Origin of the sequence: Pseudomonas sp. TWR1-1-4, from assembly GCF_049897165.1 — a bacterium.
Classification (GTDB): Bacteria; Pseudomonadota; Gammaproteobacteria; order Pseudomonadales; family Pseudomonadaceae; genus Aquipseudomonas; species Aquipseudomonas canadensis.
Genome location: NZ_JAFCVS010000006.1, coordinates 87,312 through 101,106 on the forward strand (window position 1 = coordinate 87,312; position 13,795 = coordinate 101,106).

Annotated in this window: 13 protein-coding genes and 1 pseudogene; all 14 read left to right on the top strand. The window is 62.1% G+C overall.

Annotated features, from left to right (window positions below; translation table 11 throughout):
- Positions 1 to 51 precede the first annotated feature (51 nt).
- The 14 genes and pseudogenes from ACP7C6_RS19720 (at position 52) to ureC (ending at position 13,765) form a co-directional block, all read left to right on the top strand.
- The gene (locus tag ACP7C6_RS19720; protein ID WP_426109142.1) at positions 52 to 2,112 is read left to right on the top strand and encodes a TonB-dependent copper receptor; all 2,061 of its coding nucleotides are present in this window, start codon (positions 52 to 54) and stop codon (positions 2,110 to 2,112) included.
- 80 nt (positions 2,113 to 2,192) lie between these two features.
- Positions 2,193 to 3,575: a PepSY-associated TM helix domain-containing protein gene (locus tag ACP7C6_RS19725; RefSeq protein WP_028615560.1), complete on the top strand. Its 1,383-nt coding sequence runs from the start codon at positions 2,193 to 2,195 to the stop codon at positions 3,573 to 3,575.
- A gap of 31 nt (positions 3,576 to 3,606) precedes the next feature.
- A pseudogene (locus ACP7C6_RS19730) lies at positions 3,607 to 3,747 on the top strand (iron chelate uptake ABC transporter family permease subunit); the annotation flags it as partial.
- A 187-nt stretch (positions 3,748 to 3,934) separates the two neighbouring features.
- A complete protein-coding gene (gene urtA, locus ACP7C6_RS19735; RefSeq protein WP_028615559.1) occupies positions 3,935 to 5,200 on the top strand; it encodes an urea ABC transporter substrate-binding protein in 1,266 nt (421 codons plus the stop codon).
- Positions 5,201 to 5,300: 100 nt separating this feature from the next.
- Positions 5,301 to 6,803, top strand: coding sequence for an urea ABC transporter permease subunit UrtB (urtB, locus tag ACP7C6_RS19740; protein ID WP_028615558.1), 1,503 nt, complete (start codon positions 5,301 to 5,303; stop codon positions 6,801 to 6,803).
- Complete coding sequence (gene urtC, locus ACP7C6_RS19745) at positions 6,803 to 7,870, top strand: urea ABC transporter permease subunit UrtC (RefSeq protein WP_028615557.1); 1,068 nt, start codon at positions 6,803 to 6,805, stop codon at positions 7,868 to 7,870. Before urtB ends, urtC begins: the two co-directional genes overlap by 1 nt.
- Positions 7,867 to 8,700 (top strand): urea ABC transporter ATP-binding protein UrtD, encoded by an 834-nt coding sequence (urtD, locus tag ACP7C6_RS19750; protein ID WP_163002065.1) that lies wholly within the window; start codon positions 7,867 to 7,869, stop codon positions 8,698 to 8,700. The genes urtC and urtD overlap by 4 nt, the downstream gene beginning before the upstream one ends.
- Positions 8,701 to 8,712: 12 nt before the next feature.
- Complete coding sequence (gene urtE, locus ACP7C6_RS19755) at positions 8,713 to 9,411, top strand: urea ABC transporter ATP-binding subunit UrtE (protein WP_028615555.1); 699 nt, start codon at positions 8,713 to 8,715, stop codon at positions 9,409 to 9,411.
- 31 nt (positions 9,412 to 9,442) lie between these two features.
- Positions 9,443 to 10,282 (top strand): urease accessory protein UreD, encoded by an 840-nt coding sequence (locus ACP7C6_RS19760; RefSeq protein ID WP_426109143.1) that lies wholly within the window; start codon positions 9,443 to 9,445, stop codon positions 10,280 to 10,282.
- Positions 10,283 to 10,285: 3 nt separating this feature from the next.
- Complete coding sequence (locus ACP7C6_RS19765) at positions 10,286 to 10,588, top strand: urease subunit gamma (RefSeq protein WP_010213535.1); 303 nt, start codon at positions 10,286 to 10,288, stop codon at positions 10,586 to 10,588.
- Between the two features lie 9 nt (positions 10,589 to 10,597).
- Positions 10,598 to 11,110 carry a GNAT family N-acetyltransferase gene (locus ACP7C6_RS19770; protein WP_028615553.1) on the top strand — a complete coding sequence of 171 codons (513 nt, stop codon included), beginning with the start codon at positions 10,598 to 10,600 and terminating at the stop codon, positions 11,108 to 11,110.
- 5 nt (positions 11,111 to 11,115) lie between these two features.
- A complete protein-coding gene (locus ACP7C6_RS19775) occupies positions 11,116 to 11,649 on the top strand; it encodes a GNAT family N-acetyltransferase (RefSeq protein ID WP_068935298.1) in 534 nt (177 codons plus the stop codon).
- A complete protein-coding gene (locus ACP7C6_RS19780; RefSeq protein WP_028615551.1) occupies positions 11,646 to 11,951 on the top strand; it encodes an urease subunit beta in 306 nt (101 codons plus the stop codon). Before ACP7C6_RS19775 ends, ACP7C6_RS19780 begins: the two co-directional genes overlap by 4 nt.
- Positions 11,952 to 12,064: 113 nt before the next feature.
- Positions 12,065 to 13,765: an urease subunit alpha gene (gene ureC / locus ACP7C6_RS19785; protein ID WP_122685868.1), complete on the top strand. Its 1,701-nt coding sequence runs from the start codon at positions 12,065 to 12,067 to the stop codon at positions 13,763 to 13,765.
- Positions 13,766 to 13,795: the final 30 nt, after the last annotated feature.

Genomic DNA, 13,795 nt, shown 5'->3' on the forward strand with positions numbered 1-13,795 from the left:
CAGCCGCAGGCTGCTGGCCGTGTTGTTTACGATTGATTGATGGAATTTGTCATGTCCAGGTTTTCTGCTGACACCCGTTTGGGATGTACTCCCGTGCTCGCCGCTCTGTGCGGCGCACTGCTGGCTCCGATGGCTCACGCCGACGAAAATGAATTGAGCCCCACCGTCATTACCGCAATCGCCCCCAGCTCACCACTGACCGTGATCACCAACCCGAAAGACCCGCGCCAACCGGTACCCGCCAGCGATGGCGGCGATTATCTCAAGACCATCCCCGGCTTCGCCCTGGTGCGCAATGGCGGCACCAATGGCGACCTGGTACTGCGCGGCATGTTCGGCTCGCGCCTGAATATCCTCACCAATGGCAGCATGATGCTTGGCGCCTGCCCGGGCCGCATGGATGCGCCCACCTCGTACATCTCACCGGAAACCTACGACAAACTCACCGTAATCAAAGGCCCGCAGACCGTGCTCTGGGGTCCTGGCGCGTCGGCCGGCACGGTGCTGTTCGAGCGTGAGCCTGAGCAATTCGGAGAGCTGGGTACGCGGCTCAACGCTAGCGTGCTGGCCGGTTCCAACGGGCGTTTCGACAAAGTGATTGATGCCGCCGCCGGGGGTCCGCTGGGCTATGTGCGGGTGATCGGCAACCAGGCCCACGCTGATGACTATAAGGACGGCAACAACGACACCGTCGCCTCGCGCTACGACAAATGGAACGGCGACGTGGCCGTCGGTTTCACCCCCGACGCCGACACCCTGCTGGAACTCACTGCCGGCCGTGGCGATGGCGAAGCACGCTACGCCGGGCGCGGCATGGATGGTTCGCAGTTCCTGCGCGAAAGCCTGGGGCTGCGTTTCGAAAAATCCAACATTGGCGAAGTCCTCGACAAGGTCGAAGCCCAGGTCTACTACAACTACGCCGACCATGTGATGGACAACTACAGCCTGCGCACGCCCTCGGGCACCGGCATGATGGCCGGGCCGATGGCATCCAACGTCGACCGGCGCACCCTCGGCGCGCGCATCAAGGCCACCTGGCGCTGGGCCGATGTGCAGTTGATCAGCGGCCTGGATGCGCAGACCAACGAACACCGCCAGCGCAGCAGCATGGGCATCGATACCTACAAGGACCTGCCACGGGTCAAGGACGCCAACTTCCACAACTATGGTGTGTTTGGCGAACTGACCTGGTACGCCGCCGACCGCGAACGGCTGATCACTGGCGCGCGCCTGGACCGCGCCTCGGCCAAGGATTTCCGGCAGAGCACCGGTTCCGGCATGATGAAGCGCCCCAATCCGACGGCTGACAACACCCGCGCGGACACCTTGCCCTCGGGCTTCGTGCGCTATGAACACGACCTGGCCGACAGCCCCACCACCCTCTATGCAGGCCTGGGCCACTCGGAGCGTTTCCCCGACTACTGGGAGCTGTTTTCGCCCAACACCGGCGCCGCCGGCTCGGTAAATGCCTTCGACGGCGTGAAGCCAGAGAAAACCACCCAGCTCGATTTCGGCGCGCAGTACAAAGCCGAAGACATGGAAGCCTGGGCTTCGGGTTACATCGGTCGGGTGCAGGACTTCATCCTGTTCGACTACCGACCCGGAATGATGGGCACCACCTCCCAGGCCCGCAACGTCGACGCCCGCATCATGGGCGGCGAACTGGGCGCAGCGTACAAACTGGCGAGCAACTGGAAAGCCGACGCCACCCTCGCCTACGCCTGGGGCAAGAACAGCAGCGACGGCAAAGCCCTGCCGCAAATGCCCCCGCTGGACGCACGCCTGGGCCTGACCTACAGCGAGGATGACTGGAGCGCAGGCGCGCTGTGGCGTGTGGTCGCCGCACAAAACCGCATCGACCAGAACAAGGGCAACGTGGTCGGCAAGGACTTCGACAAGAGCGGCGGCTTTGGCGTGTTCTCGCTGAACGCGGCGTATCGCATCAACAAGCACTTCAAGGTCAGTACCGGCGTCGACAACCTGTTCGGCAAGGCCTACGCCGAGCACTTGAACCTGGCCGGCAATGCCGGGTTCGGCTACCCGGCCAGTGACCCGCAGGCCATCAAGGAGCCTGGTCGCACCCTGTGGACCAAGGTGGATATGAGCTTCTAAAAAGCATCGGGGGGCGGTGCGACTTGCCCCCGATGACGGCCTACCTGACACAAAAAATTCAAAGCCTTGCGGAGCCCCTGATGAGCACTCAAAAGATTTCCTTCTACAACCTGGCCTGGCGCTGGCACTTCTACGCCGGCCTCTTCGTCGCCCCGTTCATGGTGCTACTGGCCCTGACCGGCATCATCTACCTGTTCAAACCCCAACTCGACCCACTGATGTACGGCGACCTGCTCAAGGTCCAAACCGCCGAGCACGCCCTGAGCGCCGACGAGCAACTGCAACGCGCCAAAACCGCCTACCCCAACGCCGCGATCAGCAAATACCTGCCCCCTGCCGACAGCACCAGCAGCGCGCAATTCGTGATGCACGACAGAGGCCGCGAAGTAACCGTGTTCGTCGACCCCTATCGCGGCACGGTCCTCGGTGAGCAGGACTCGAAATACAACCTGCAAGCCATCGCCCGCGCCCTGCACGGCGAGCTGATGATAGGCACCGTCGGCGATCGCCTGGTGGAACTCGCCGCCGGTTGGGGCGTGATGCTGGTGGTGTCGGGCCTGTACCTGTGGTGGCCACGCGGCAAGTCCTCGGCGGGTGTGCTGTGGCCGCGTTTCAACAGTCGTGGCCGGGTGCTTTGGCGCGATATGCATGCGGTCACCGGTTTCTGGGGCGCGTCCTTGTTGCTGGTGATGCTGCTGAGCGGCATGACCTGGACCGGCTTCTGGGGCAAGCAATATGCCGACCTGTGGAACACCTTCCCGGCGGCGATGTGGAACAACGTGCCGCAGTCGGACCAACAGGCGCGCGTGCTCAATACGGCCAGCCAACAGACCGTGCCCTGGGCCATCGAAAACACGCCGATGCCGGTGTCAGGCGACCATGCCGAACACATGAACCACGGCGCTATGCATTCAGCTCCGGCGGCGCCCACCTTGCGCTTGCAACAAGTGGTCGACTTGGCCAACGCACGCCACGTCGAGCCCGGCTACAGCATCACCTTCCCCACCACCGCCGAAGGCGTATTCACCGTCGCAGTGTTCGCCAACGACCCACGCAATGACGCCACCCTGCACGTGGACCAATACACCGGCAAGGTGCTGGCCGATGTGCGTTGGGAACATTACAACCTGGTCGCGCGAGCCACCGAGACCGGCGTGATGCTGCACGAAGGCAAGATGTTCGGTTGGGTCAATCAACTGATCGTGCTGTTGATCTGCCTGATGATCCTGCTCAGCGCCGTCAGCGGCGTGGTCATCTGGTGGAAGCGTCGGCCTCAAGGCGGCCTGGGCGTTCCGCCGCTGCGTCATGACCTGCCAAAGTGGAAAACCGCGATGGTGATCATGCTCGCCCTGGCGATCATTTTTCCTCTTGTTGGCGCGTCCTTGATTGCAGTGTGGGCACTGGATCGCCTGGTGCTGTCGCGCTTTTTTGCGCAACGTGAATCTGCCTCGGGTTCAGCATGAAACCGGCGAGATGCCCGACACAGAGGCCTTCTGTAGCCTTGCGTCCGGGCTGTGCCTGGTATGGCTGGACGTGGCTACGCGCACGCTGATCGCCCCTGAACACCTGCCCATCGGCGTGGCCACGGCGGCGATTGGCGGGGTGTTTTTCATCGGACTGATGCCCAAGCGCTGACTGCGCCCCGTTGTAGCGCATCGCGATGCACCTGGCACCCCGCCCTGCCATTTGATGGTGCGCAACCCGGGCGCAACACGCGGCAAAGCGACTATTTCATGCCCTTTCCCGACTAGGCACAGCGCTTGCAATCACCTCCTCGACTTTGTCCCCCTCATAACAATTTTGAGTTCACGGAGATCGCACCATGAAGCGTCGCAGCTTGATCAAGGCTTTCACTCTTTCGGCGTCCATTGCCGCCATGGGCATGACCTGGACGATCCAGGCCGCCGAGACCATCAAGGTCGGCATCCTGCACTCGTTGTCCGGCACCATGGCGATCTCCGAAACCTCGCTCAAAGACATGGCGCTGATGACCATCGACGAGATCAACGCCAAAGGCGGTGTGAACGGCAAGATGCTTGAGCCGGTGGTGGTCGACCCGGCGTCGAACTGGCCGCTGTTCGCGGAAAAGGGCCGGCAATTGCTGACCCAGGACAAAGTCGCGGTGGTGTTCGGTTGCTGGACCTCGGTGTCGCGTAAATCCGTGTTGCCAGTGTTCGAAGAACTCAACGGCCTGCTGTTCTACCCGGTGCAATACGAAGGCGAAGAGATGTCGCCAAACGTGTTCTATACCGGTGCGGCGCCGAACCAGCAGGCGATCCCGGCCGTGGAATACCTGATGAGCGAAGAAGGCGGCAGCGCCAAGCGCTTCTTCCTCCTGGGCACCGACTACGTGTACCCGCGCACCACCAACAAGATCCTGCGTTCGTTCCTGCATGCCAAAGGCGTAGCGGATAAAGATATCGAAGAGGTCTACACCCCGTTCGGCCACGCCGATTACCAGACCATCGTCGCCAACATCAAGAAGTTCTCGGCCGGCGGCAAGACCGCGGTGATCTCCACCGTGAACGGCGATTCCAACGTGCCGTTCTACAAAGAACTGGCCAACCAAGGCCTGAAAGCCACCGACGTACCGGTGGTGGCGTTCTCCGTAGGTGAAGAAGAACTGCGCGGCATCGACACCAAGCCGCTGGTGGGCAACCTCGCCGCCTGGAACTACTTCCAGTCGGTGGAGAACCCGGTGAACAAGAAGTTCGTTGCCGACTGGAAAGCCTACGCGAAGAAACACAACCTGCCAGGCGCCGACAAAGCTGTGACCAACGATCCGATGGAAGCCACCTATGTCGGCATCCACATGTGGGCGCAGGCGGCGGAAAAAGCCAAGTCCACCGACGTCGACAAAGTGCGTGAAGCGCTGGCCGGGCAGACGTTCGCCGCGCCTTCGGGCTTCACCCTGACCATGGACAAGACCAACCACCACCTGCACAAGCCGGTGATGATTGGTGAGATCCAGTCCGATGGGCAGTTCTCGGTGGTCTGGCAGACCCAGGAGCCGATCCGGGCGCAGCCGTGGAGCCCGTACATCCCCGGCAATGACAAGAAGCCGGACTATGCCGTCAAGAGCAACTAAATCTCTGTAGGAGCCGGCTTGTCGGCGATGGCGTCCTTGAAATCGCCATCGCTGGCAAGCCAGCTCCCACACCGTCCGTGAATGATCAGGACATTTTGTTATGCCCACTGCCTTTTACCGCTTCATCCTTATGGCCCTGCTGTTGCTGCCCTTGGCGGCACACGCCAGCGATGCCGAAGACTTCCTGGCTGCCAACCCCAGCCAACAAGCGAAGCTGCTCCAGGACTGGGCCACCCAGCCCGACCCGGCACGCATCGAGCTGGTGGACGCCCTTGAACAAGGCCAACTCACGCTCAACGGTGAAACCAAAACCGTGCGCCTGAACAACCGCCTGCGCAGCCTGATCGACAACGTCCAAGCCAGCCAGCAACTGCTCGCCGCCGACCCCAAGGTGCGCCTGGCCGCAGCGGTGACCCTGCAAAAAAGCGCACAACCGGCGCAACTGAAATTCCTCGATCAGCAGGTCGCCGCCGAGACCAACGAGGACGTGCACACCGCCCTCAGTCTGGCCCTGGCCAACCTGCAACTGGTCGACCCCGACCCCGTCGTTCGTCTTGCCGCCGTACGCCTGTTGGGCAGCACCGGTGATCCACTGGCGCGCACGCGTCTTGAGGCGCTGCTCGCCCCCGGCGTCGAGACCGATGCAGCCGTGCACACCGCCGCCGAAACCAGCCTGGCCCAAGTCAAACGCAAGCTGATGCTCGGCGAAATCCTCGGGCAAGCCTTCAGCGGTATGTCCCTTGGTTCGATTTTGCTGCTGGCAGCCCTGGGTTTGGCAATCACCTTCGGCCTTCTCGGCGTGATCAACATGGCCCACGGCGAGATGCTGATGCTCGGCGCCTACTCCACGTATGTGGTGCAACTGCTGATGCAGCGTTACGTGCCGCAAGCCATCGAGTTCTACCCGCTGATCGCCTTGCCCGTGGCGTTTTTTGTCACCGCCGCCATCGGTATGGCCCTTGAGCGCACGGTGATTCGCCACCTCTACGGTCGGCCACTGGAAACGTTGCTCGCCACCTGGGGCATCAGCCTGATGCTGATCCAGCTTGTCCGATTGCTGTTCGGTGCGCAGAACGTCGAAGTGTCCAACCCGGAGTGGTTGTCCGGTGGCATTCAAGTGCTGCCCAACCTGGTGCTGCCGTACAACCGCATCGTGATCATCGCCTTCGCGCTGTGTGTGGTGGTGCTGACCTGGCTGCTGCTGAACAAGACCCGCTTGGGCCTCAACGTGCGTGCCGTCACCCAGAACCGCAACATGGCGGCCTGCTGCGGCGTGCCCACCGGGCGTGTGGACATGCTCGCGTTTGGCCTGGGCTCAGGTATCGCCGGGTTGGGCGGCGTGGCGCTGAGCCAGATCGGCAACGTCGGCCCGGACCTGGGCCAGAGCTACATCATCGATTCCTTCCTAGTGGTCGTACTTGGCGGTGTAGGCCAGTTGGCCGGTAGCGTCATGGCCGCCTTTGGCCTAGGCATCGCCAACAAGATCCTGGAACCGCAGATCGGCGCCGTACTCGGCAAGATCCTGATCCTCGCGCTGATCATTCTGTTTATCCAGAAACGCCCGCAGGGACTCTTCGCACTGAAAGGACGGGTGATCGACTGATGAACCAACCATTGATGCTGACGGCCACGCAAAAGGCTGGCCCTAAGGTGACGATTGCGGTGGGCGTGGTGATTCTCGCGCTGCTGCTGGCGTTGCCATTATGTTCACTGCTGTCACCGGAAAACCCGTTGCATGTGTCGGCCTACACCCTGACCCTGGTGGGCAAGATCCTCTGCTACGCCATCGTCGCCCTGGCGCTGGATCTGGTGTGGGGCTACGCCGGGATGTTGTCCCTCGGCCACGGCCTGTTCTTCGCCCTCGGTGGCTACGCGATGGGCATGTACCTGATGCGCCAGGCCTCCGGCGATGAGTTGCCGGCGTTCATGACCTTCCTGTCGTGGACCGAATTGCCCTGGTATTGGGTCGGCACCCAGCACTTCCTCTGGGCGCTGTGCCTGGTGGTGTTGGCGCCAGGCTTGCTGGCGCTGGTGTTCGGCTTCTTTGCCTTCCGCTCGCGTATCAAGGGCGTGTATTTCTCGATCATGACCCAGGCCCTGACCTTTGCCGGGATGCTGCTGTTCTTTCGCAACGAGACCGGCTTTGGCGGCAATAACGGCTTCACCAATTTCCGCAGCATCCTCGGGTTCGGCATTACCGAGCCAGGCACACGGGCGGTGTTGTTTGTGGCCACGGTGCTGTTGTTGATGGCGAGCCTGTTCATCGGCTGGCGCCTGGCGCGCAGCAAGTTCGGCCGAGTGCTGACCGCCCTGCGTGATGCGGAAAACCGCCTGATGTTCTGCGGCTACGATCCGCGCGGCTTCAAGCTGTTCGTGTGGGTACTGAGCGCGGTGCTATGTGGTTTGGCAGGTGCGTTGTACGTGCCGCAGGTGGGCATCATCAACCCCAGCGAAATGTCACCGACCAACTCCATCGAAGCCGCCGTGTGGGTTGCTCTTGGCGGGCGCGGGACCTTGATCGGCCCGCTGCTCGGCGCTGGCGTGGTCAATGGCATGAAGAGCTGGTTCACCGTGGCCTTTCCGGAATACTGGCTGTTCTTTCTCGGCGCGCTGTTCATCATCGTCACCCTGTACCTGCCCAAGGGCGTCATCGGCCTGCTGAAGAAATGAGGAACGTCATGCTTGAACCTATTTTCGATGCAGGCGCCGGACGCGATGCCATCGGCCTCGGCCAAGTGGCCGGCAAGGGCCTGAACACGCGCCATGGCACCATCCTGACCCTGGAAGATATCAGCGTCAGCTTTGATGGCTTCAAGGCGCTCAACAACCTCAACCTCTATATCGGCGTCGGTGAACTGCGCTGCATCATCGGCCCCAACGGCGCGGGCAAGACCACGCTGATGGACGTGATTACCGGCAAGACCCGGCCCAGCCACGGCACCGCCTGGTTTGGTGAAAACCTGGACCTGACCCGCCTGAGCGAAGTGCAGATCGCCCAGGCCGGCATCGGCCGCAAGTTCCAGAAACCCACGGTGTTCGAAGCCCTGAGCGTGTTCGAGAACCTGGAGCTGGCGCAGAAGACCGACAAGTCCGTGTGGGCCAGCCTGCGCGCACGCTTGAGTGGCGAGCAGAAAGACCGTATCGACGAAGTGCTCGACACCATCCGCCTGACAGCCTCAGCAGAGCGTCAGGCCGGGTTGCTGTCCCACGGTCAGAAGCAGTTCCTGGAAATCGGCATGCTGCTGATGCAGGACCCGCAATTGTTGCTGCTGGATGAACCAGTGGCGGGCATGACCGACGCCGAAACCGAATTCACCGCCGAGCTGTTCAAGCGCCTGGCGGGCAAGCACTCGCTGATGGTGGTGGAACACGACATGGGGTTTGTCGGCGCGATTGCCGACCACGTCACCGTGTTGCACCAGGGCAGCGTGCTGGCCGAAGGGTCGCTGGAACAGGTGCAGGAAAATGAGCGGGTGATCGAAGTCTATCTCGGTCGCTGAGGAGAGCTGAACATGCTGCAAGTCGACAAGTTGCACCAGTACTACGGCGGTAGCCACATCCTGCGCGGGCTGTCGTTTGACGTGAAGATCGGCGAAGTCACCTGCCTGCTCGGACGTAACGGCGTGGGCAAGACTACCTTGCTCAAATGCCTGATGGGTTTGCTTCCAGCCAAAGAAGGCGCAGTGAATTGGGAAGGCAAAACCATCACCGGGTTCAAGCCGCACCAGCGTGTGCATGCCGGCATTGCCTACGTGCCACAGGGCCGGGAGATTTTCGGGCGGCTGACGGTGGAAGAAAACCTGCTGATGGGGCTCTCGCGCTTCCCCGGTTCGCAAGCCAAGGAAGTGCCCGAGTTCATCTACGAGCTGTTCCCGGTGTTGCTGCAGATGAAGCACCGGCGTGGCGGTGACCTGTCCGGCGGGCAGCAGCAACAGCTTGCGATCGGCCGCGCGCTGGCCAGTCGACCGCGACTGCTGATCCTCGATGAACCCACCGAAGGCATCCAGCCGTCGGTGATCAAGGAGATCGGTGCAGTGATCAAGAAGCTGGCGGAGCGTGGCGACATGGCGATCCTGCTGGTAGAGCAGTTTTACGACTTTGCCGCCGAGCTGGCCGACCAATACCTGGTGATGTCCCGTGGTGAAATCGTGCAGCAGGGCCGTGGTGAAAATATGGAAAGCGAAGGTGTGCGCGGCTTGGTAACCATCTAATCTGTAGCCTCCTAACGATAAACACTCTGCCATGAACCTGCCCGTTACTCCTACCCTGTTCACCCCCAGCTGGCACGCCGAGCTGGAACTCGGCTATGCGCGCTTCGGCGACACCACGCGGCCGGTGATGCGTCGCCACCTCGGCCCATTGCGCGTGCAAAAACACCTGTACGCCGAAGGCCCCGAGGTGTGCCAGCACATCATCGTGCACCCGCCCGGAGGCATTGCCGGCGGTGATCGCCTGGACATCAGCGCCCACGTCGGCGCCGGTGCCTGGGCGCAACTGACCAGCCCCGGCGCCGCCAAGTGGTATCGCGCCAGCGGGCCGGCTTTTCAACAGCTCGACCTGACAGTAGAAGCCGGCGCCACGCTGGAATGGCTGCCCCAGGAAACCATCGTGTTCAGCGCGGCCCAGGCCGAACTCACTACGCGTATCGATCTGCAGGGTGATGCGCGGTTGTTCTACTGGGACGTGGTCGCTCTAGGTCGCCCCGCCAGCGGCGAGCGCTTCGACCTGGGCCATTTTCAATCGCACCTGGATATCCGCCGCGACGGCCAGTTGCTCTGGCATGAGCGCCAGCGCATTGTGGGCGCCGATGGTTTGCTCGATTCGCCCATCGGCCTGGACGGGCAACCGGTGTTTGCCACGTTGCTGCTGACGGGCGATATCGACACTGAATTACTCGAAACCTGCCGCGCCCTGCCCCACGCGGTGCGCGGCGACCTGACCCAATTGCCGGGCATGCTGGTCGCCCGCTGCCTGGCCAGCGAGGCGCTGCATGCTCGCGCTTGGCTGATCGATTTATGGCGCCTGTTACGCCCCGCAGTACTGGGCCGTGAAGCCGTCCCCCCCCGAATCTGGAGCACTTGAACCATGGACCTGACCCCACGGGAAAAAGACAAACTGCTGATCTTCACCGCAGGCCTTGTGGCCGAACGCCGCCTCGCACGCGGGGTGAAGCTCAACTACCCGGAAACCATCGCCTACATCTCCGCCGCCTTGATGGAAGGCGCTCGCGATGGCCGCACCGTGGCCGACCTGATGCACTTCGGCACCACCCTGCTCAGCCGCGAACAAGTGATGGAAGGAATCCCGGAAATGATCCCGGATATCCAGGTGGAAGCCACCTTCCCCGACGGCACCAAGCTGGTCACCGTGCACCAACCGATTGCGTGAGGTCTGATAATGATTCGTGACGCAACCCAAAACGATTTGCCGGCGATCCGCGATATCTACAACGACGCGGTGCTGAACACCACGGCGATCTGGAACGAACAACCGGTGGACCTGGGCAACCGCCAGGCCTGGTTCAGTGCGCGGCATGCCCAGGGCTATCCGATACTCGTCTCGGTGGAAAACGGTGAAGTCACCGGCTACGCCTCGTTTGGCGATTGGCGCCCGTTCGAAGGCTTCCGCTACAGCGTGGAGCACTCGGTGTACGTGCGCAGCGACCAGCGCGGCAAAGGCGTGGGCCCACGCCTGATGGAAGCCCTGATCGAACGCGCACGTGGCTGTGGCAAACACGTCATGGTCGCGGCCATCGAAAGTGGCAACCAGGCCTCGATCCGCTTGCATGAACGCCAAGGCTTCATCACCACCGGGCAAATGCCCCAAGTGGGCATCAAGTTTGGCCGCTGGCTGGACCTGACCTTTATGCAACTGACCTTGAACCCGGGCGCCGAACCGCCCAAGGAGTGACGTCGATGAACGCCGCGCAACTGCGTCGAGTCAATGCGGAAAGTTTTGCCCATTACCGTCTGGGCTTGATCGAGCTGTTGCTGGACGCGGTCAAGCATGGCGCCTCTGTTGGTTTCATGGCCGACTTCGACGAGGCCCAGGCCCGCGAGTATCTGCGCGGCGTACAGGCCAGCATCGAAGACGCCAGCCTGCTGCTATGGGTGGTGGTGCGTGATGAACAAGTGATCGCCAGTGTGCAGTTAGCACTGTGCCAAAAAGCCAACGGCCTCAACCGCGCCGAAGTGCAGAAGCTGCTGGTGCACAGCAGCGCACGACGCCATGGCCTCGGCCAGCAATTGATGAACACCCTGGAACTCGCCGCCCGCCAGCACAAGCGCGGCCTGTTGTACCTGGACACCGAAGCCGGCTCACCCGCCGAAGCCTTCTACCAGTCGCTGCGCTACACCAAGATCGGCGAATTGCCTGACTACTGCCAAAGCCCGGACGGGCGCTACAGCCCGACCGCCATCTACTTCAAGACCCTGGGGCAACCTGCATGATTCCTGGTGAATATCAGATCCAGCCTGGCGACATCGAACTGAACGTCGGCCGCCGTACTGTCATCCTCAGCGTGGCCAACAGCGGCGACCGGCCGATCCAGGTGGGCTCGCATTACCATTTTTTCGAGACCAATGACGCGCTGACGTTTGATCGCGCTGCAAGCCGTGGCATGCGCCTGAATATTCCGGCGGGCACGGCGGTGCGGTTTGAGCCGGGGCAGAGTCGTGAAATCGAGTTGGTCGACTTGAGCGGTGGGAGACGGGTATTTGGGTTTGCAGGTCGAGTTATGGGTGATCTTTAGGCCCTCTTCGCGAGCAAGCCCGCTCCCACACTTAGTATGCATTTCAAATTGTGGGAGCGGGCTTGCTCGCGAAAGCGGATTCACATTCAACACATATTTATCAGGGCAACCACATGAAAATCAGCCGCCAAGCCTACGCCGACATGTACGGCCCCACCGTCGGTGACAAGGTCCGCCTGGCCGACACCGAACTGTTTGTCGAGGTCGAACAGGACTTCACGGTCTACGGCGAAGAAGTCAAATTCGGCGGCGGTAAAGTCATCCGTGATGGCCAGGGCCAAAGCCAGTTGCTCGCCCATGACGTGGTCGACACGCTGATCACCAATGCGCTGATCATCGACCACTGGGGCATCGTCAAAGCCGACGTCGGTCTGAAGAACGGCCGCATCCACGCCATCGGCAAAGCGGGCAACCCGGACATCCAGCCCGGTGTGACCATGGCCATCGGCGCCAGCACCGAAGTGATCGCGGGCGAAGGCATGATCCTCACCGCCGGTGGCATCGACAGCCACGTGCACTTCATCTGCCCGCAGCAAATCGAAGAGGCGCTGACCAGCGGCGTCACCACCATGATCGGCGGCGGTACGGGACCTGCGACCGGCACCAACGCCACCACCTGTACCTCCGGCCCGTGGCACCTGGCACGCATGCTCCAGGCCAGCGATTCGTTCCCGATGAACATCGGCTTCACCGGCAAAGGCAACGCCAGTCTGCCGGAGCCGTTGATAGAGCAGGTCAAGGCTGGCGCCATCGGTTTGAAGCTGCATGAAGATTGGGGCACCACCCCGGCGAGTATCGACAACTGCCTGAGCGTCGCCGATGAATACGACGTACAGGTGGCGATCCACAGCGACACCCTCAACGAATCGGGCTTCGTCGAAACCACCCTCGCCGCGCTCAAGGGCCGCACCATCCACACCTATCACACCGAAGGGGCTGGTGGCGGCCACGCGCCGGACATCATCAAGGCCTGCGGTTTTGCCAACGTGCTGCCAAGTTCGACCAACCCGACGCGGCCGTTCACCCGCAACACCATCGACGAACACCTCGACATGCTGATGGTCTGCCATCACCTCGATCCGAGCATTGCCGAAGACGTGGCCTTCGCCGAAAGCCGCATCCGCCGCGAGACCATCGCCGCCGAAGACATCCTGCACGACCTCGGCGCGTTCTCGATGATCAGCTCCGACAGCCAGGCCATGGGCCGCGTCGGCGAGGTGATCACGCGCACCTGGCAGACCGCCGACAAGATGAAAAAGCAGCGCGGCCCGCTGAAGGGTGACGGCCCGGGCAACGACAACTTCCGCGCCAAACGCTACATCGCCAAGTACACCATCAACCCGGCGATCACCCACGGGGTCAGCCATATTGTCGGCTCCATCGAAGTCGGCAAATGGGCCGACCTGGTGCTCTGGCGCCCGGCGTTTTTCGGCATCAAACCGACCCTGATCCTCAAGGGCGGCGCGATTGCCTCAAGCCTGATGGGCGACGCCAACGCCTCGATCCCGACGCCGCAACCGGTGCACTATCGCCCGATGTTCGCCAGCTTCGGCAGCTCGCTGCACGCCACCAGCCTGACCTTTATCAGCCAGGCCGCCCAGGACGCCGGATTGCCCGAGGCCCTGGGTTTGAAAAAGCAGATCGCTGTGGTCAAGGGGTGTCGTAACGTGCAGAAAACCGACTTGATCCACAACGATTACCTGCCGGATATCGAAGTCGATCCACAGACCTATCAGGTCAAGGCTGACGGCGTTTTACTGTGGTGCGAGCCAGCCGAGGTGTTGCCGATGGCTCAACGTTACTTCCTGTTCTGATGCTTCTATTGGCGCGCAGGCACCGGGTAT

Coding starts and splice junctions, on each gene's coding strand:
- ACP7C6_RS19720 (WP_426109142.1), top strand. CDS start 52: ATGTCCAGGTTTTCTGCTGACACCCGTTTGGGATGTACTCCCGTGCTC.
- ACP7C6_RS19725 (WP_028615560.1), top strand. CDS start 2,193: ATGAGCACTCAAAAGATTTCCTTCTACAACCTGGCCTGGCGCTGGCAC.
- urtA (WP_028615559.1), top strand. CDS start 3,935: ATGAAGCGTCGCAGCTTGATCAAGGCTTTCACTCTTTCGGCGTCCATT.
- urtB (WP_028615558.1), top strand. CDS start 5,301: ATGCCCACTGCCTTTTACCGCTTCATCCTTATGGCCCTGCTGTTGCTG.
- urtC (WP_028615557.1), top strand. CDS start 6,803: ATGAACCAACCATTGATGCTGACGGCCACGCAAAAGGCTGGCCCTAAG.
- urtD (WP_163002065.1), top strand. CDS start 7,867: ATGAGGAACGTCATGCTTGAACCTATTTTCGATGCAGGCGCCGGACGC.
- urtE (WP_028615555.1), top strand. CDS start 8,713: ATGCTGCAAGTCGACAAGTTGCACCAGTACTACGGCGGTAGCCACATC.
- ACP7C6_RS19760 (WP_426109143.1), top strand. CDS start 9,443: ATGAACCTGCCCGTTACTCCTACCCTGTTCACCCCCAGCTGGCACGCC.
- ACP7C6_RS19765 (WP_010213535.1), top strand. CDS start 10,286: ATGGACCTGACCCCACGGGAAAAAGACAAACTGCTGATCTTCACCGCA.
- ACP7C6_RS19770 (WP_028615553.1), top strand. CDS start 10,598: ATGATTCGTGACGCAACCCAAAACGATTTGCCGGCGATCCGCGATATC.
- ACP7C6_RS19775 (WP_068935298.1), top strand. CDS start 11,116: ATGAACGCCGCGCAACTGCGTCGAGTCAATGCGGAAAGTTTTGCCCAT.
- ACP7C6_RS19780 (WP_028615551.1), top strand. CDS start 11,646: ATGATTCCTGGTGAATATCAGATCCAGCCTGGCGACATCGAACTGAAC.
- ureC (WP_122685868.1), top strand. CDS start 12,065: ATGAAAATCAGCCGCCAAGCCTACGCCGACATGTACGGCCCCACCGTC.